We start from the raw sequence: 17,205 nt of genomic DNA, 5'->3' as shown, positions 1-17,205 counted from the left end.
GAAGGTGCAACAGCTGCTCCCCGCGCACGCGGGGATGAACCCACCCCTGGAGGACCCCCGATGACGATGCTGGACTGCTCCCCGCGCACGCGGGGATGAACCCTCCGCGGAGGCGGGGTGCCGGTGGGTGCTGGGCTGCTCCCGGCGCACGCGGGGATGAACCCCGCTACCCCACCTACAAGCACGCGTCCCAGGGCTGCTCCCCGCGCACGCGGGGATGAACCCGTGCGCAAGGGTAACGGGCTGGTCATTACCTACTGCTCCCCGCGCACGCGGGGATGAACCCGCGGCTCAGCCCGACTCGGCCCCGGCGGCCGCCTGCTCCCCGCGCACGCGGGGATGAACCCGAAATGGCCACCAACCCCGAGCCCGGGGGCTCCTGCTCCCCGCGCACGCGGGGATGAACCTCGGAGGCGGACACCTCTTTCTGCGGTAGCCAGCTGCTCCCCGCGCACGCGGGGATGAACCCGGCACCCGCCCCGCCCGGCACCACCAACACCGCTGCTCCCTGCGCATGCGGGGATGAACCCGATCAGCACCAGACAGCACGGTAGCTGGGAGTCTGCTCCCCGCGCACGCGGGGATGAACCCGCGCGGCGGCCGGCATCGGCCAGGATGGCGTCCTGCTCCCCGCGCACGCGGGGATGAACCCCGCAAAGCTCTACATGAAGGCGTAGTGGCAGCGACTGCTCCCCGCGCACGCGGGGATGAACCCGCCACCTACCTGATCTGGGAGACCGCCACGGCCTGCTCCCCGCGCACGCGGGGATGCCGATGGCATGCGTTACGTCGGCCTCGGTGGAGCATCCGGTTCCGCCGCGCTATGGGGCCCCGCCGCCAGGCGAGCCTTCCCTGCCGAAGACAGTGGCCAGCACCCGCCCCAACGGTCCGAGGGCCTTGGTGAACGCGGCGATCACGAACGCGGAGACGAGTCCGACGACGAGTGGGATGAACAACAGGTTCGCCCCCTCGCCGCCGGCCATGACGGAGACGACCAGGGCCACACCCGCGACGACGGCGGCACCGACGAACACGGTGCGCAGGACGCGCGCGTCCTGCTCTTCCGGCCCCGGGTCCGGTGCCAGCGCGGTGTCCTCCAGGAGCGCCCCGTATGTGGCCTGCGCTTGCCTCTCGGCGATCGTGAGTGTCAGGGCGGCGAGTTGTGGTGCTGCGGTGTCCCGGTCGCGGACCATGTCGCCGAGCATCGCGGACAGTGCGGCTGACACCTTCCGCCCGTGTTCCTTGAGCTTGTCGCGGTCGGCGGCGTACGCGCCGAGCCGGCCGGCCGCGTCGGAGTGGTCGACCACCGCCTTCATCAGCGCCGCGGCCTTGCTGTGCACGGCGTTGAGCGCCTCGACACGAGGGCGGCCCACCTGCGCGTGGACGACGTCTGCGAGCGGCGGAAGCAGATCGAGGGCCTTTGTGACGACCTTGTCGTCGTCCTCCGTGTGCCCGTCCCTCAGCCCCTCGTACTGGTCTCGGCTCCGGCCGACGAACACCATGGCACCCCCGATGGCGGCCAAGGTCAACAAGTTGCCCATGACGGTCAGGTACTCCCTGGTGGGGATGGCCGCGTCCTTCGCTGCCTGCACCGCCACGGCCTTCTCCTTGGCTGTCTTTCCAGCCTTGTCCGCGGTGGTCGCCGCCTTGGTCGCCGCCTTGGCCATGCGCTCGTTGTGCTCGTCCGACACGCCGATGCCCCACAGAACGAAAAGGGCACCGAAGCAGATGAGCGTGAATTTCATGGCTGACGAGAACGATCGCTGGGCCCCCCGCTTCCATGACTGGCTGGGGGTTCGGTCGGGACGGGCGTAAGCCGCTTTGATGTCGTTCCACGCGACGGGGGCGGTGTGCCCGAGACGGGTGGCAGCGGCGCGGGCCTCGTCGATGCGCCTGTCAACGGCCGCACTGTGACGCGCCCGTAAGCGGTCCCGGTACCCGGACCGGGGCGAGGGCGGTGTGGGCGCGGGTGTCGGGTGACCGGCCGGGTTCACGGGTGGGACGGGTGCGGTGGTGGTCAACGCTGGGCTCCTCCCCTGTTGTCCGCAGACACATCAGAAGGAGGCGTACCGGTTCCAACGCGCTGCCTTGACGCAGATCGGAATAACACCAATGCAGTCCCCAACCAGCATGACCGGTACCTGTGACTGAGCGAACGGACCATCGCACTGGTTGCGGGCACGGGTCCGAGGCGTCGACGAACCCCGTTACGGTGCGTTCCCGGCCTGCGGCGGAACGACTCCGTTCGAGAGCCAAGCGGCCAGGTCGTCGGCGTGGGCTTCGAGAAACTCCCGGGCGAACTCGCGTGCGCGCGCGGTGGAGTGGCCCAGCTCCTCGTAGAGCGCGGCGAGGTGGCCGACGGCCGCCTGCGGATCGCCGGGGCGGACCGGGTAGACGCGGGAGAAGGCCTCGCGGAAGAACGCCGCGAGGTGGCGGGGCAGGCGGTAGCCGCCGGTCTTGAACCATGAGGAGCGGCCGTCGTAGACGGGACATGGCCTGATGGCAATCCCGCTGGCCGACATCTGGTCGTGTGCAGGGCGGTCACAAGCGCAACTCCAGAGCGCCCCCGGCCCCGGCAAGTTGCCGCTGGAGGTGTCCTCGGCGTCGAGCAGGTGCGTGGCCGTCGGCCCGCGCGCGCGGACCGCACCCGCCCTTCCGTTCCGGCTCGGCGCAGGCGACGGCGATTTAGCCGGCCCCGCCTCGCGGGGTGCTCGAAGGTGCCACAGGCTGCTGCCCACGGCACCCAGACGATGGGCGGGCCCAGCCGATGGTGACTGTGTCCTCGTGTCGGTAGTTGGCGTACAGGAAATCCGGTGAGATTGATCTTGGTCGTTCAGCGCACCGTTCAGCGGCGTCGCTGAGGTTCGCGGAAAGATCGTTGAGCGGGTGCCGGCGCTAGCTACGGTCCGGTCGTGCCGGTGGAGATTCTGACTGATGAGCAGGCCGAGGCGTACGGGCGTTCACCGAGGCGCCCACGCGCCCGGAGCTGGAGCGGTCCTTCTTCCTCGACGATGACGACCGCGATCTGATCGCGCTGCGCCGTACGGACGCACACCGGCTGGGCACGGCGGTGCAGATCTGCACGCTCCGCTACGTCAGCCGGTTCCTGGGCGAGGACCCGCTCGCCGTGGCGGGGGAGACCGTGGAGTACCTCGGCCTCGGGGAACATCGGTACAGCGGTTGGCGCTGAGATTGATCATGGTCAGCAGCGAACGCCGCCCGTGACGGCGTGGGGCACCTGTTTCACGGTGCCTGAGCAGTGGAAGGGCTGAGCAGTACTTCTTCGCTCCTTGGAGGACTTCATGCCAGAAGATTTCGAAGACGTCCCTGAGCCGTACGAGGACACCGTCGACGAGCCCGTCGACGAGACCGGGGTTGACCCCAAGGACATCGAATTGGTTATGGCGCAGACTGGTGCGTCAAGAGCGAAGGCGGTCAGGGCCTTGAAAGAGAGCGGCGGCGACCTCATCAACGCGATCATGGCGGCCGGCGAATAGTCGGCGAACCGCGCGGCACCCGACCACACCTCCGACACCTGCCGGGCCAGCACGCTCACCCCCGGCAGCAGCCGGTGGCGGCGCAGCCAGCCCACCGCGTGGTCGAACAGCACCTTCGGGCCCTCGGCGTGCGTCCACGCCCGGCCGTGCAGGAAGGTGCGGAACCGCCGGGACCACTCCGCATCGTCGTACTCGTGGTACTCGTAGGCGTCTCTGATCTCCCAGGCGTGCTCGTACGCAGTCTTCGGCCGCTCGGTGTACCGCTTCACCACCGACGGGTCCTCGATGCCGAGCTGCGCGGCCAGGTGCTCGACCACCGGCCACGGTGCGTCCAGCGGATGGTCCGGGAGGAACCGGCCGATGTAGCGCACCGTGCACATCTGGAGCGCGAAGCCGAGCTGGTGGTGCGTGGAGCGGCGCAGCGCGATCGGATCACGGTCTACGTCGTCCAGGAAGAAGAACCGCTCCAGCTCGGGGCGGGTCGGCTCCTCGGCGAACTTCCCGTACGCCTCGGCCTGCTCATCAGTCAGAAACGCCACCGGCACGAGCGGACCGTAGCCAGTCCCGGCACCCGCTCGGCGATCTTTCCGTGAACCCCAGCGGAGCCCGCAGCCGGTGTGCCAGCCAACCATGATCAATCTCAGCGCCAACCGCTGTACCGATGTTCCCCGAGGCCGTCCTCGCCGGGATGGACGACGTGGCCTGAGCCCGTCGGAGCCGCACCCAGGCCCTCGCACCGGGCGTGGTGCGATGGTTTCCTCGACCGCTCACCTTGCACACTCGGCGCCCGGCTGGGAACCCGACGACAGTCGGCTGGCCAACGTCCTGCGCGCCCTGCTGCCCATCGAGCGTGCGGTCGCACTCACCTGGGCCCAACCGCGCGTCTCCTCGTGGACGGAGGCCGCGCAAGAGGTCCTTGGAGACTGGGGAGGTGAGGACCCGTGGGCCCTCGGCGAGCGGGTGCGCCGCAAGCTCAAGCGGATCGGTGCCCTGCACACGGCGCGCGCGACTGAGGCGGCGGCCCGATGAGCGAGATCTTGTATTCCACGCTGCCAGAGTTCCTCGGCGGCCTTACCGCAGCCCTTGCCATCACCGGCGGCGGCGCGGCCTTCCGTGCCATCCGGGCCCGGCTGAAGCGGTAGGCACGGCGGCCGCCCGGCCCGTTCCAAGTGATCCGCGACGCCGTCCACTCCCACGCTCTCGCTGACCGCCACGCCGGTGGTCTCGCTGAAGCCCTCCTCATGCGTGACGCACACCGCCGGCAGGTCGAGCATGTACGTGGAGGGGTGGGGGCGGGCCTGTCCTCATAGTGCACGTGACTGGTGTTGCTGCCGAGCGAGGCAACAACGCCTTGTAACCGGAAACGGGCTGGCGGACGACGTTGGAGGTGCCAGCGGGCTCCGTCTACGTCGTCCCCCTGTTGGTCGTCTTCGTCGTTACTTCGACCAAGTCGCGGTGGTGAACAACGAGGGGGGAGGGTGCGTGATCCCGGCGCACGGGGAATTGGTCACCGGCCATGCAGTGGAAGTCCTCGGTATTGCCGCTGAAAGCGGATCGCCCCCTGGTCGAGGACCACCACCTCGCTGTAGGAGTCGGCGAGGTCGTCCGTTTGATGAGTGGACACGAGTACCGCGACTTCCTCGTCGGGAAGCCTCTACACGAGAGCAGGCGGCCAGACGCTCCCAAGCAGCGGTGAGATGGGCATCGGTGAACATGCGCTGCTTGCGAGGCGTCCACTGCTTCACGTAGGCAGCCGTCTCCGCGAACGTTCCGCCGCTGGGGCCCAGAGCTCGAGAGGCGAACAGCAGTGTGCCGAGAAGCTCCATGCCGTACGGGTGCTCATAGCCGTCGACGAGCTGTTCGAGCCGTTGCAGGGCCGCCTGGAAATCCTCGTCGCTTCGCAGGAGCTCTGCACCGCTTGCGACCGCGTCAGATGCCGGGACCAATGGAGCGGACGCTCCTATCGTGCCGTCCCCGTAACCGCTGATGAAGTGGCCTTCCAGAGACGCCACAGCCCGGTCCAGCTCGGCCGAGTACGGGCCGTAGTGCCCCTTGCTGAAGCCCAGCCCGAGATTGAACCCGACGCACTGCAGGAGGTAGACGAGGTTGTGGGCCTCGAGCAGGGTCGCCCGGCGCTCCACGATGAATCCTCATGCTAGACCGCGTGCGATGTAGCGGTCCGAGCGACGAGGAAAGCTGCTCGCTCGCGATTGAGATCCGGAGCGTCCTGGTTGTTCGGCATGGACGTGGCCGGCGGGGCGCCCTGTGGTGGGTAGACCCTCACTTCCACCCCGGGCAGGTCACCGAGCGCTGACAGGATCAGCGCATGCACCTGGTCCCAGGGCAGGCCTCCGTTCCCACACCCCAAGGGGGGAACTGCGATGCTCTCGATCTCAAGGTCGACGATGACCTGTCGGAGGGCCTCAAGGCCTTGCTCCACATCCTCCAGGCGCGAAGGCGACCGCCAGTGCCGCTTCGTCGGAAAGTTGATGATGTAGCGCGGGTTGGTCAGGGTGTTGCGGTCGTGGACGTGCATCCGTCCGGGCTGACCTCGCCCGCCGCGCAGGCATCTGCGTAGGCCTGGAAGTTATCCGGAAAGGCTCGTTTGAACTGCAGGGCAATGCCCTTGCCCATGACACCGACGGTGTTGACGGTGTTCACCAGCGCGTCGACTTCCGCGGTGAGGAGGTTTCCCTCCGCATAGACGATCACGGTTGTCTCCCTCCTCAGGCGATCGGCTCTGTCTCAGTAATACCAAGCAGGTCTGACATCCACGGTGGCAGGGACGCCGTGCGCCCGCAGCATCACACGGACATCCTCGGCGTATCGCGGACCTCGTACGGCCAGCTGAGTGATGGCCTCGACCGGCACCCGTTCGTGCACGAGGTACTCGGCCATCCGCCGACGCATGCGGTCAGGGTCCTCGTCCGTATTGTTCCACCGCTCCTGCCCATCACATGCCAGTCGACGTGCGTTCCGAGCAGGGAGGCGTCGTTCTCGATGACCGTGATGTCGGCGGCACAGTTACCGTCACTGAACACACTGGCGCACACTCCGTGGCCGCCAGGGCTCGCGGCGTGGTCACCAGGTAGACGAGACGATCCTGACCGTTCGCGTAGTGAGCCACCCCCCCTTTGCTGATCACTAGCGACCGCAGCGAAGTGCACTGGCAGATGGACCGGTCGTTTGCCAACGACGAGTCGGGCGGCGGGCACTTCCGGGTCTACCGGTCACCAGGCAAAACTCTCGACCCCTCCGCGCTCAGCCGCGTGAACTGTGTACCGCTGCTCGCGCGCAAGTGCGTGGACCGCGAGAGGACCCCGGGCCTCCACCACACGTACGCCGTGACCGCAGTGGACCCGGACGGCAACGAATCGGCACTGTCGACTCCGATGACCGTCCGCAGCGGTGACGTGGTCCCGCCCGGCCCGGTCACCGGTCTGCGGGGCACCCCACGCAAGGACGGCGTGCTGCTGCGGTGGACCGTTTCACCCGAGGACGACGTCGTCACGTACAACGCGCTGCGCGGCGCTGCTCGGGCCGACGGCACGATCGAGTGGCTCGACACCTGCGACGACGGCACCGCCGACCCACTGGCCATCCTCTGCACGGACGTACCGGACGGCGAGACGTACGTGTACACCGTGGTTGCCAAGGACCGTTGGGACAACAGGCTGGTTCCAGGTGACCCGAGAGCCGCCAGAGTCACGGTCAAGGAGCTGAACATCCGCCCCTCCGTCACGGTCACCCACGTAGGACCTCTCTTCAGTACGACCTCCACCGTGGACCTTCCCTCCATCCGGTGGGAGTGCAACGACAGCACGCAATGCGGTGAGGTCGCCGGTTATCGAGTGACCAGGTGGAATACGTCCACGAAGGCCTACGAGCCGCTCCACAGCGGGCTGCTGCCGACCACGGCCACGAGCTACACGGATCACACGGCGACGCGGGGGAACACGTACTTCTACATGCTCCAGGCGCTTCGCCGAGACGGCAGCGCCGTCGCGACGCATGCGTATGACTGCATCCTCCCGGTTCTGGTGTGATCCCAGCCGACGAGACGGCCGCCTTCTCACCAGGAGGCGGCCGTCTGGGTACTGGCCGAGCTCCAGATGGGCGCCGGCAGCAGGGCCAGGGTGAGCGTCCGGGGGGCACCGGCTGGGTGGAGACCCGTCCCACGAGCTATTCCACCCCGGTCCCGCACCGGCCCTGGGTGAAGGGCCGGCGCCCGCTGCCCCGGACGTGAGCAGGCTTGCGATGGCGACCACAACGCCGATGGGCCGCCGATACCCCCTCACTGAGCCGTGGCGGTGCTGGCGAGTGGCGTTTTCGGCGCCCGGGAGGGCCGGGACCGAGCTTCTCACTTGTCTCGTGGTGCGCCCCATTTGCGTACTCCCCAGACGGTGAGCGCCGTGCAGACCGCCGTGATCAAGCTGGCGGGGAGCTCGGTGAGCAGGCCCTGGACTACGAGGGTCAGTGCTGCGTCGATCATGTTGTCTCCTGGTGCGTTTCCGATTGGATGCACCCAGGTTCGACCTGGCCGCAGGTGTGCGGACGTGGTCTGACGTCGCCAGACAACTCCAAGCGGCGATTTACGAGTTCGGACGCGGTAGGTTGTCCGTCGGACGAAATTGGACGCTTCTGGACGCTCCTCAAGGGGATGATGCATGGCCCAGCTCACGGCACCCACGCTTTCGCCTGGGCCTCGCAAGCGGCTGAGCGATGCACTCCACTCCGCTCATCGACGGGCGGGCTGGCCGTCGGTGCGGGAACTGGCCCGTGCGCTCGGCACCGGTGTGGTCAGTTCGAGCCGGATCCACGACACCTTCACCAGGCCCCGGCTGCCGACATGGGGGATCGTGCAGGTGCTGGTGGTTGAGCTTGCGAACCGGACACCCGGAGTCGATGCGGCAGCCGAGGTGAAGCGGTTCCACATCCTTTGGGACGAGGCCGCGCAAGCGGTTGCTCTGCAGCGCGTTGAGGATGGACCACAGGCGGAGCAGGCTGTCCCGCAGGCCGCGAAGTCCGGGCAGCCCGAGACGTTGCCTTCCGCTCCTGTCGGCCGGGGCAGGGCTACGCCCCGAAGCCTGCTACTTGTCGACCTCGAAGGCTTCAGCGGAAAAGATGATCTGAAGCAGGCGTATATGCGCCGAATGCTCTACAGCGTCCTCGATCGCGTCGCAGTAGCCGGCGGAGTTGATCCAGAGGCGAGGCTGCAAGCCGACCGGGGCGACAGTGTCATCGAGCTGATCGATGCCGCCGTTCCTATGGCCGGCCTCCTCCGCGCCTTGATTACCGTCGCTCCTGCGGAAGTGAATGTGATCAACCACCTCGCCTCGGACCAGTCCCAGCTCCGTTTGCGCATGGTCCTGGCCACGGGCAGCGTGATCGTGGATGAGCACGACGGCATGGTGGGCGCTGCGCTCAACGAGGCCTGCCGCCTGCTCGACTCGGACGCACTTCGGTCGTCGCTGCGCGAAGGAAGGCATGACACGGTGCTGTGCGTATCGGATCCCATCTACTGGGGGACCGTGCGTCAGAACCACGATGGAGTTCCTGCGCACGAGTTCCGTGAGATCGCCGTTCCCACAAAAAGCGGCGTACTTCCAGCGTGGCTACACCAGCCGCTTTCGGCATAGCCGTCTCCATCAACAGGCCGTTGCCGGACCCTGGCTCCTGGTGGTGGGTACGGCTCGTTTCTCGAAGGCTGCTTGCGGTGCTACTGACCTTGAAGGTGGGTTGTCGTAGGGGCTTCCGGCTGGTGATCGTCGCGGTATGCCGGGTCTATGAGGTATCCGCAGGGTGGGGGGTCTGACCGCGGAGAGGCAAGCGTTTCGCGAGCGGGTCCGGATGGTAGCGGTCGCCATGTTCGCCGCGGCTCCTGTTACCGATGGCCTTCCGCCACCGGCACCCGGTCACCCGTCACCCCGTCCCTCTCGCCGCCGCGCGGGAAGAGCGGGACGGCCGAAGGTGAGCAGGAGCAGGGCGATCGGGACCACGACGCCGATGCCCAGCACGCCGAGGAGGAGGTTGGCTTCGGCGGCGGAGGCATGCGCGACGGCATGGGAGCGGAGATGCACATGGATGAGGAAGTGCGCGGTGGACCACACCGCGTACGAGGCCAGGGCAGTGCGGGTGAAGGCCGGGCTCATCACCACGGCGGCGCCGCCGAGAGGAATCGCGGCGGCCAGGTTCATCGCGCCGTAGTCGAGCATCAGGTGCGGGTTGTAGTCCATGCCCATGTTGACCCACGACCAGCTGAAGAATCCCTCTGGTGAGATGAGGATGGTAAGGCCCAGTACGGCCGAGACCAGGGCGAAGAAGATCAGACCGGCGCGTACCCAGGCGGCTTTCGCGTCGCTCATTCGCCGTTGTCCTTGCGCTGCTCGATGAGGAAGTCGTCGAAGGTGATGGTGCCGACCGCGTTGTGCGGGACGAGGTTCGCGCCCTGGGTGAAACCGCGGGCGATCCTCCCCGGTACGCGCAGGGATACGACACGTCGACGCAGGCCGTGCGCCTTGTCGTAGTCGGTGGCGAGGTCGCGCATGTCGCGCACCTGCGGCCCGCCGATGTCGGGTGCTCTCCCGGCCGGCTCGCTCACGGCGAGATCGGCCAGCTGGTCGGCGACATCGCGGACGTCGATCGGCTGGAACCGGAACCGCTGGAGGGTCAGGGTCAGCGGAAACCGCCGTTGCCACGCGAAGAAGCTCGCCACCAGGTCGTGGAACTGCGTGGTCCGTTGCACCGTCCACGGCAGCCCGGAGTCCGCGATCATCTGTTCGGCCGCGAGCTTGTCGCGGTAGTAGGGAACCGGGATGACGTCGACTCCGACGATGGAGATGTAGACCAGGTGCGGGGTGCTCCCACGCCTGAGAGCCGCGTCGATCAGATTCCGCGTAGCCGTGATGTCTCCCTTGCCGTACGTGGTGGCGCAGTGCACGATGGCCCCCACTCCGCGCACGGCGGCGTCCAGTCCTTGTCCTGTCCTCAGGTCACCGACCACGTGCCGGTGCCCCGTTGGTGCGCCAGGAGGCTGGGCCTGGCGGCTGAGTACCCGGATCTCACGGTGTCCGTCGTCAAGGCGCTGCACCACGGCTCGTCCCAGCTTTCCGGTTCCACCGGTCACCAGGAATGGCTGCATGACGTTCTCGTCTCTCTCGGCCGGCTGCCGCGCTGCAGCCGGGAGCTGTCGTCTCACAGCCTTACGACCGGCCAGGGCGGCGAAACGTGACATCACACGGCACCGATTGTGCGACATCCCGTGGGTTGCTCTGAGCCCTCACGAGTCCTCAACTGCGTGGCCAGGCGGTTCGTCCTCTCTCCCGCAGCAGTTCGCGGGCTGACGTAACTTCGGGATTCCTGAAGCGTTCTCACCGTGTCCGATCGGTTCACGATCGTGCTGAAGGTGAGGAGGCTCGGATTGACGCTGGCTGTCGTACGGGACCTGCGCGATGTCCGGCCGCCGGCCACGGCGGAGGAACTGGAGCAGTTCGAGACCGACGTGCTGGCGGGGTTCGTGCTGGCGCGGGCCTCGGCGGGGCTGGCGGACGGCACGATCCGCGGAGACGTCGGGCACCTGGAGCAGATGCGGTCCTGTTTCGGCCGGCCGCTGTGGGAGATGGAGCCGCCCGACGCGACGCGTACTTCGGGAAGGTGCTGCGGGCTTTCGGCACCCGGCTGGGGCGCTCTCAGGCGCTGACCACGTACTTCCTGTTCCTGGAGCTGCGGCACAAGGTCGAGATCCACCGGATGACCGGTCGGGTGATCGAGTGCCCGATTGACGAGATGAACCGGCCGCGCGGCGCGAAGGACGCGGCATTGCGGATTCCGCCGTCCGGGCCGGAGGTCAAGACGCTGTTCGCCAGCTGGGGCGGCGAGCTGGCGACCTGCCGGAAGTTCGCCCCGACTGCCCGAAACTACACCGCTTCCAAGCTGATGTCCCAGGTCGGGCTGCGGGTCAGCGAAGCGTGCAAGCTCGATCTGGCGGACATCAAGTGGGACCTGGGCCGCTTCGGCAAGCTCCACGTCCGCCACGGCAAGGGCGCCCGGGGCTCGGGTCCGCGCGAGCGGATGGTCCCCTTGATCAACGGCGCCGACCGCACGTTGCGATGGTTCATCGAGGACGTCTGGGGCCAGTTCGACGACGACCACACCCGACCCGGCGCCCGCTGTTCCCCTCCGAGCGCAGATGCTCCGACGGCTCCTCGGGCCGGGTCGGCGACGATGCCCTGCGCGGCGGTCTCAAGGCCGCGGCCACAGCACATCTGCCTGGCTGGGACGACACGCTCACCCCGCACGTCCTGCGGCATTTCTGTGCGTCCGAGCTCTACCTCGGCGGACTCGACCTGATCGCGATCCAGGAAGTCCTCGGACATTCCTGGATCGCTACGACCATGCGATATGTCCATGTCCAGCGGACCCGGGTCGAGACGCCTGGGTGGCCGGGCAGCAGCGGGCCGCGAAGCGGCTGGAAGGGCTTCTGCGATGAAGTGGAACCTGCGGCTGACCGCCGCGAACAAGGGGATCTGGAAAGCCTCCGAGCTCCAGCGGAGCCTGGCCGAGCACGGCCTGGTCATCTCGGCCGGGAAGATGTCCGGGCTATGGTCCGGCCAGCCGGTCTCCCTCAAGATGGGGGACCTGGACGTCATCTGCGTCGTCCTCGGCTGCGAGATTGGCGACCTCCTGATCCCCGAGCCGGAGAAGGTACACCGCCCCGACCAGGAGGAGACGGTCCGGGTCGCTGTCGGCTCGGGACCGTCGCGCCGAAGGTGATCCCCAAGCGCCGGGACGGCCGGTCGCTGCCCCCGGAGTGAGCCGGTGGCACGCTTCCCGAAGGGCTACGTCAAGACGACCAGCTCCTGCCCTGGTTGCCTGGCCTGGGGCGACTTCCGCGGACGGCTCTGCCACACCTGCTACATGTTCGGCCGCGGGCACGACGCGGCGGAATGCGCCGGCTGCCGTCGCGTCCAGCCGTTGAAGTGGGACTACTGTCGTTTGTGCTGGTGCCATACCCGCCTCGGCGCGAAGACAGCCGACGGCCAGGCGGCAGAAGGGCAAGACGTGCGGGAGCGGCTTGCCGCCGTCCGGCACCAGCAGCTGTTCTTCGTGGGGATGCACTACCGCAGAAGGCCAACGCCTCCAGCCCGGCGGAAGGGAGGACGGCGTGGCCCCCCGCGCAAACCGCCTCCCGCGCCGACCTGGCATCCCGACCCCGGCTGGCGGCAGCCGCCGCTGTTCGAGCAGATCCCCCGGCGCTTCGATCGGCTCGACCCGGCCGACGCCGACCTGGCCAGCCCGTGGCTTGCCTGGGCGAAGTACCTCGCCCACCGGTTCGCCGAGGCACGCGGCTGGGGACGCAACATCCGCTTCGCGGGCAACCGCGGCCTGGCCGTCGTCCTCACCGGTCACGTCGAGGGCGACGTCATCCGGCACACGGAGATCTTCTCCCCGCTGCGGACCCTGGACCTGCCCGTCGGCCACATCGTCACAGTCCTGGAGGAGATGGGGATCTTCGAGGACGACAGCGAGCCGTCCTTCGAGTGCTGGCTCGTCGGACGCCTGGAAGGGCTCGCACCCGGCATCGGTTCGGAAGCCGAGCGCTGGACCCGAGCCCTGCGCGACGGCGGCCCTCGCAGCCTCCCGCGCAAGGAGGGCACGGTCTGGCTCTCCCTCACCCACGTCCGGCCAGCCCTGCTGAAGTGGTCGAACCGCTACGACCACCTACGGGAGGTGACCCGCGATGACGTCCTCGCCCACGTCAAGACGCTGCACGGGCACCAGAGGCGTGACCAGCTCGTCGCCCTGCGGTCCCTGTTCAGCTGGGCCAAACGGCAGGGGCTGATCTTCCGGAACCCCACCAGCCGGATCAAGGTCGGGCAGAACGAGTACGCCGTGCTGCAACCGCTCCTCCCCGATCAGGTCGAGCGCTCCGTCGCGGCTGCGATGACCCCGGCGGCGCGGCTCGTCCTCGCCCTCGCGGCCGTCCACGCCGCCCGGGTCGCCCAGATCGCCGCCCTCATGCTCGACGATGTCGATCTCGGCAACCGCCGGCTGACCATCGCCGGACGGGCCCGGCCTCTCGACGACCTCACCCTGAAGCTCCTGATGGGCTGGCTGGATCACCGGCGCCGCCGGTGGCCGAGCACCGCGAACCTCCACCTGCTGATCAACAACCAGACCGCCAATACGACCGGCCGGGCCAGCAACCACTGGATCACGGCCTCGAGGAACATCAGTACAGCCGTTGGCGCTGAGAATGATCACGGTTGGCTAGCGGACTGAAGAGCAATTCGATCATGGTCCGCAAGGAGAGGGCCCCGCTCCTTGTGGGCTTGTAGTGGAAATCCCAGGGGAGCGGAACCCGTCGCACGTGCCTGATGGCCAGGCGCTACGGCCACAGCAGCTGGACCTGTTACTCCATGCAGGTGCCTCCGGTGCTCAACGGCGCAGCTATGTGACCTGCGGGGGTAAGACAACGGGACCCGACCGTGCTACCTCCTCGCAGGGGGCACGGGCCAAAACGACGAAGGGAAACCCTTATGACTGATTCTCTCGGAGGCGTCACCGACTCCCTCGGCAACACCTTGGGCGGCGTGGTCGCCCCCTTGGGCAGCCTTCTCAACGGCATCATCAAGGCCGGTCCGGGCGGGACGATCACGCAGGACATGGTTGACCAAGCGAAGAAGGTCAAGCCCGCCGTAGACAAGGCCAACGGCTGACCTCACAGCCACCGTGCGCGGCCTCGGGGAGCATCGGTACAGCGATTGACGCCAAGATGATGATCTCGGTCAGGCCGACGCCCCGAGGCCGGTGACGCGGTTCTCGTACTCGCGGCGGGCTTTGCGCTGGGCCGAGATTGCGGGTAGGCCCGGGCCGCCGTTGAGCGGTTGGCAGCGGGCGAGGAGCCGGTGGTGCACGGCTGGGACGGCGGTGACGCGCAGGGTGTAGCCCTGGCCGCGCCGCAGGGTCACCCCTTGGTCGAGCGCCGCCCGCTCGGCGGGGTCCAACTCGGTGGTGCGGAGGAAGTCGGCGACCTTGCCGGGCATGTCGAGGGTGATCGGCAGCTCCGGGGCGGGGGCGTCCTTCTCGATGACGGTGTGGTCGGGCATGAGGTCGGCGACGGCCGTGCGGATGGCGCCGCGGCTGACGCCGTGGTCGCGGGCCAGGGCGGCAATGGAGCGGCCCTCCAGGTACGCGGTGCGGACGTCGGTGGCCTTGTCGGCCGCCACGGCGGGGCGACGGCCTCCCTTGTTGCCCTTGGCCTCGGCGGCGCGCAGTCCGTCGTAGGTGAGCTCGCGCTGGAGGTCGCGTTGGAGTTCGCCTGCGGCGGCGAGGGTCTGCACCATGAACTTCACGGTGGACAGCAGCTCGCCGGTGCGGGGGTGGCGGGCGGTGAGGTCCATGGCGGAGAACGCGCCGTCATTGTCGCCCGGCCGCGCGTAGGTGAGCAGTTCGCGGAACTCGGCCGCTGGAGCGGGTGGAGGCGGCTGGAGGTGCCCGGGTCCTCCTCGAAGACGACCGGGTTCTCGATGCCGGCCTCGTCCAGGACGAGGTCCTGGCGGGCGGTGGACTGCTGGTCGGTCGAGACCCGCTTGTAGACCAGGTTCGCCACTTGCCGGGCCCCTTCCGTACGGAAGATCGGACCCTATCTGTCGTCAAACCCTGTCAGCAATCACCATCGGATCTGATTGGATCCGGGCCGCCGCGAACCCCCGGATTGCACGGGTTCATTGGACTCCCGTCGCGCCTGTCGTCATTCGATCGTTTGGCGACAGGCGCGACGGCCCCCGTCCGTGCATCTCCAGCAAGACTTGCGGGCGGGGTGCGCGGGTGTTTTCTCAGACGGAGCTGTAGCCGGCCGACAGAACCGTGCTGCCGATGCCCTGCAGCACCTTCCCGACGGTGTTGAAGACGGTCTGAACGCCCTGCTCGAAGGGAGCGTTCTTCACCGCGGCGTTGTACTTGTCCATGGTGTGCTGGGCGGCCTGGTTGATCCCGTCCGGGCCGTTGGAGCCGCCGCCGGCGGGAAGTCCCGGAAGTAGTCCGAATCCCCCCGTGGTGCCGACGATCTGAGGGCCGTCCTTGCTGAGCTTGTCGAGGATCAGCTGTGTGGTGACCACCTGAGTGCCGCTCTCGTCACCGGTTTCGCCGGCCAGCCAGCTCAGGAACTGGGATGCGGCCTGGATATCGGCGACCGACCACTCCTCGGTGCTCTCGTTCCCCTCTCCGTCTCCCACCAGATTCTTCAGGTCGTCACCCACGCTGGCCATGTCTGCTCTTCCCTTCACTGGGTCTGTTGCGCCTGGTCAGGCGCAACAAGGCCTTACCCCGCCTGCCTTTGTCCGGGAGGTTCCAGCGACGAAGATCCCTCGTACGTGTGGGCCGGGCATCAGCGCCCGCCGGCTCGGACGACCGGCGGGCACCGTGAGCTGTGCCCGCCGGTCGGATCGGGGATGCGGTACGGCAGTGGAAGCCGCCCGCCCCGGCGATGCGCCGGGTTCGCTCCAAGTGCGCTCCGCTGGACAGAGGTGTCGGCATTGCCACGAATCTTGGGCGAGGGAAAGGATCGAACTGCACCGCCGTACGCAGTGAACGTTCGGCGGATCCAGCCCGCGGGACGGGCCCACCACGAGCATCGCCCGTCCGCTTCCTCGACCAGAAAGGGGCACCTGCCCCATGCCCAGTGCTTTCGGCGACATCCAGATCGGCCCGTACAACGTGATGCCCCCGGGCTACAAAGGTCACAACGCACCCCCGTACACCGCGCCGGAAACGATGTTCCTCGATCACATGCCCCTCACCCATTGGGTTTTTGGGACGCCCGCGTCCGAGATGCAGTTGGGCTGGTCGCCGCACTTTACCCTCAAGCAGGTGAAGGAGTACTACGCCCTGTCTGACGCGTACGCGGAGCTGACGAAGCAGACCAAGGACGGCCGCAAAGCATGGACGGGCCGGTCCTTCGACGAGAAGAAGGTCGCCGCCGTCCACGAGAGCTGGAAGGAGAGGCACCTCGGCGGCGGAAGCTACATTCCCTACTTCGATCTCCAGGATGGGATGGGCCAGCATGCGGTGTTCACCGGGAAGCTGGTGGGTACCGCACCGAAGGTGTGCGGGGGCAATACGTGGCAGGGACCGGTGACCAAGCACTACAGCGACAGCGTCCGGGTGACGGTCACCAACACCACCACAGAGGGCTGGGAGTTCGGACTGACCGCAGAGGCCGGTATCGACGCCAAGGGCGCCAGCGTCAAGCGCGGGTCCTCCTTCCGCTGGTCCAAGACCACCAGCCAGAGCAGTGAGGTCACCAAGGAGCACGACGAGGACACCACCCTCCCCCTGAAGGAGAACCAGTGGGGGCGACTGGACGTGCGCATGTGCGCCGGCCTGTACGCCGGATACATCGCCTACCAGGGCCTCGACAAGGAGAACGAGGACAAGTTCGGCATCTACCCGATGCTCGCCCCCGTCCACGTGCCCGGCTTCGGTTCAGTCGTCGCCGAACATACGATGCTCGCCACCAGCAGCCAGCTCTCCCAGGAGCAGATTGACGCGCTGAAGGCCGTCGCCGCCTACGAAGAGGTTGCTGAACGCGTCGCCCAGGCCGACGGCCAGCTCACCGACGCCGACCTCGACCACCTGCGCACCACCTGGGCCGAAGCCCAACCCCACCTCCCCGCCCCCGTCACCATCGCCCCCTGACCCACCCCGG

18 protein-coding genes, 4 pseudogenes and 1 CRISPR repeat array (1 of these 23 running past the window's edge) are annotated in these 17,205 nt (G+C 67.9%); of the genes and pseudogenes, 11 read left to right on the top strand and 11 right to left on the bottom strand.

Annotation, left to right across the window (positions count from 1 at the left end; translation table 11 throughout):
• Positions 1 to 776: a CRISPR direct-repeat array (repeat unit 29 nt; unit sequence CTGCTCCCCGCGCACGCGGGGATGAACCC); it reaches 171 nt to the left of the window's first position.
• Between the two features lie 45 nt (positions 777 to 821).
• Both ACFY61_RS19165 and ACFY61_RS19160 read right to left on the bottom strand, forming a co-directional pair.
• Positions 822 to 1,745: a hypothetical protein gene (locus tag ACFY61_RS19165; protein ID WP_389473404.1), complete on the bottom strand. Its 924-nt coding sequence runs from the start codon at positions 1,743 to 1,745 to the stop codon at positions 822 to 824.
• Positions 1,746 to 2,207: 462 nt separating this feature from the next.
• A complete protein-coding gene (locus ACFY61_RS19160; protein WP_389473402.1) occupies positions 2,208 to 2,522 on the bottom strand; it encodes a hypothetical protein in 315 nt (104 codons plus the stop codon).
• 390 nt (positions 2,523 to 2,912) lie between these two features.
• Here ACFY61_RS19160 and ACFY61_RS19155 point away from each other — a divergent pair.
• Positions 2,913 to 3,154: pseudogene (locus tag ACFY61_RS19155) on the top strand (DUF4158 domain-containing protein); the annotation flags it as partial.
• Between the two features lie 148 nt (positions 3,155 to 3,302).
• Complete coding sequence (locus tag ACFY61_RS19150) at positions 3,303 to 3,497, top strand: ubiquitin-like domain-containing protein (protein WP_388396890.1); 195 nt, start codon at positions 3,303 to 3,305, stop codon at positions 3,495 to 3,497.
• Here ACFY61_RS19150 and ACFY61_RS19145 read toward each other — a convergent pair.
• The 3 genes and pseudogenes from ACFY61_RS19145 to ACFY61_RS19135 form a co-directional block, all read right to left on the bottom strand.
• A pseudogene (locus tag ACFY61_RS19145) lies at positions 3,458 to 4,042 on the bottom strand (DUF4158 domain-containing protein); the annotation flags it as partial. The gene ACFY61_RS19150 and the pseudogene ACFY61_RS19145 overlap by 40 nt on opposite strands.
• A gap of 1,610 nt (positions 4,043 to 5,652) precedes the next feature.
• Positions 5,653 to 6,131 (bottom strand): annotated as a pseudogene (locus tag ACFY61_RS19140) (macro domain-containing protein).
• A 111-nt stretch (positions 6,132 to 6,242) separates the two neighbouring features.
• Positions 6,243 to 6,461, bottom strand: coding sequence for a DarT ssDNA thymidine ADP-ribosyltransferase family protein (locus tag ACFY61_RS19135; protein ID WP_389473656.1), 219 nt, complete (start codon positions 6,459 to 6,461; stop codon positions 6,243 to 6,245).
• Between the two features lie 209 nt (positions 6,462 to 6,670).
• Between ACFY61_RS19135 and ACFY61_RS19130 the strand changes: the two genes are divergently transcribed.
• The gene (locus ACFY61_RS19130; RefSeq protein WP_389473400.1) at positions 6,671 to 7,543 is read left to right on the top strand and encodes a hypothetical protein; all 873 of its coding nucleotides are present in this window, start codon (positions 6,671 to 6,673) and stop codon (positions 7,541 to 7,543) included.
• Between the two features lie 314 nt (positions 7,544 to 7,857).
• Here ACFY61_RS19130 and ACFY61_RS19125 read toward each other — a convergent pair whose 3' ends face one another.
• Positions 7,858 to 7,989: a hypothetical protein gene (locus ACFY61_RS19125; RefSeq protein WP_389473398.1), complete on the bottom strand. Its 132-nt coding sequence runs from the start codon at positions 7,987 to 7,989 to the stop codon at positions 7,858 to 7,860.
• Positions 7,990 to 8,164: 175 nt separating this feature from the next.
• Here ACFY61_RS19125 and ACFY61_RS19120 point away from each other — a divergent pair, with 175 nt between their 5' ends.
• Positions 8,165 to 9,136, top strand: a complete 972-nt coding sequence (locus ACFY61_RS19120; protein WP_389473396.1) for a hypothetical protein — start codon at positions 8,165 to 8,167, stop codon at positions 9,134 to 9,136.
• A 276-nt stretch (positions 9,137 to 9,412) separates the two neighbouring features.
• Here the strand turns inward: ACFY61_RS19120 and ACFY61_RS19115 are convergent, their stop codons facing one another.
• The gene (locus tag ACFY61_RS19115) at positions 9,413 to 9,862 is read right to left on the bottom strand and encodes a hypothetical protein (protein ID WP_389473395.1); all 450 of its coding nucleotides are present in this window, start codon (positions 9,860 to 9,862) and stop codon (positions 9,413 to 9,415) included.
• Positions 9,859 to 10,638: an SDR family oxidoreductase gene (locus tag ACFY61_RS19110; protein ID WP_389473393.1), complete on the bottom strand. Its 780-nt coding sequence runs from the start codon at positions 10,636 to 10,638 to the stop codon at positions 9,859 to 9,861. Before ACFY61_RS19110 ends, ACFY61_RS19115 begins: the two co-directional genes overlap by 4 nt.
• Here ACFY61_RS19110 and ACFY61_RS19105 point away from each other — a divergent pair.
• The 6 genes and pseudogenes from ACFY61_RS19105 to ACFY61_RS19080 all read left to right on the top strand — a co-directional run bounded on the left by ACFY61_RS19105 (position 10,564) and on the right by ACFY61_RS19080 (position 14,215).
• Positions 10,564 to 10,728, top strand: coding sequence for a hypothetical protein (locus tag ACFY61_RS19105; RefSeq protein ID WP_389473669.1), 165 nt, complete (start codon positions 10,564 to 10,566; stop codon positions 10,726 to 10,728). The genes ACFY61_RS19110 and ACFY61_RS19105 overlap by 75 nt on opposite strands.
• Positions 10,729 to 10,917: 189 nt before the next feature.
• Positions 10,918 to 11,196, top strand: a complete 279-nt coding sequence (locus tag ACFY61_RS19100; protein ID WP_389473391.1) for an integrase — start codon at positions 10,918 to 10,920, stop codon at positions 11,194 to 11,196.
• Positions 11,197 to 11,605: 409 nt separating this feature from the next.
• Positions 11,606 to 11,854: pseudogene (locus ACFY61_RS19095) on the top strand (hypothetical protein); the annotation flags it as partial.
• A 127-nt stretch (positions 11,855 to 11,981) separates the two neighbouring features.
• The gene (locus ACFY61_RS19090; protein WP_389473389.1) at positions 11,982 to 12,269 is read left to right on the top strand and encodes a helix-turn-helix domain-containing protein; all 288 of its coding nucleotides are present in this window, start codon (positions 11,982 to 11,984) and stop codon (positions 12,267 to 12,269) included.
• Positions 12,270 to 12,314: 45 nt separating this feature from the next.
• The gene (locus ACFY61_RS19085) at positions 12,315 to 13,778 is read left to right on the top strand and encodes a hypothetical protein (protein ID WP_389473387.1); all 1,464 of its coding nucleotides are present in this window, start codon (positions 12,315 to 12,317) and stop codon (positions 13,776 to 13,778) included.
• A gap of 257 nt (positions 13,779 to 14,035) precedes the next feature.
• Positions 14,036 to 14,215, top strand: a complete 180-nt coding sequence (locus ACFY61_RS19080) for a hypothetical protein (protein ID WP_389473386.1) — start codon at positions 14,036 to 14,038, stop codon at positions 14,213 to 14,215.
• A gap of 69 nt (positions 14,216 to 14,284) precedes the next feature.
• Here ACFY61_RS19080 and ACFY61_RS19075 read toward each other — a convergent pair whose 3' ends face one another.
• From ACFY61_RS19075 to ACFY61_RS19065, 3 genes are all read right to left on the bottom strand, one after another.
• Positions 14,285 to 14,899 carry a hypothetical protein gene (locus tag ACFY61_RS19075; protein WP_389473385.1) on the bottom strand — a complete coding sequence of 205 codons (615 nt, stop codon included), beginning with the start codon at positions 14,897 to 14,899 and terminating at the stop codon, positions 14,285 to 14,287.
• On the bottom strand, positions 14,848 to 15,108 hold the full coding sequence (locus ACFY61_RS19070; protein ID WP_389473383.1) for a hypothetical protein: 261 nt from the start codon (positions 15,106 to 15,108) through the stop codon (positions 14,848 to 14,850). Before ACFY61_RS19070 ends, ACFY61_RS19075 begins: the two co-directional genes overlap by 52 nt.
• Before the next feature lie 226 nt (positions 15,109 to 15,334).
• Positions 15,335 to 15,766, bottom strand: coding sequence for a hypothetical protein (locus tag ACFY61_RS19065; protein ID WP_389473381.1), 432 nt, complete (start codon positions 15,764 to 15,766; stop codon positions 15,335 to 15,337).
• Positions 15,767 to 16,172: 406 nt separating this feature from the next.
• Between ACFY61_RS19065 and ACFY61_RS19060 the strand changes: the two genes are divergently transcribed.
• A complete protein-coding gene (locus ACFY61_RS19060; protein ID WP_389473380.1) occupies positions 16,173 to 17,195 on the top strand; it encodes a hypothetical protein in 1,023 nt (340 codons plus the stop codon).
• The last annotated feature ends 10 nt before the right edge of the window (positions 17,196 to 17,205 follow it).

This window comes from Streptomyces sp. NPDC012888, assembly GCF_042900645.1.
Taxonomy (GTDB): domain Bacteria; phylum Actinomycetota; class Actinomycetes; order Streptomycetales; family Streptomycetaceae; genus Streptomyces.
Note: the sequence above shows the minus strand (reverse complement) of the source record. Positions and strands in the feature narration are given on the sequence as shown.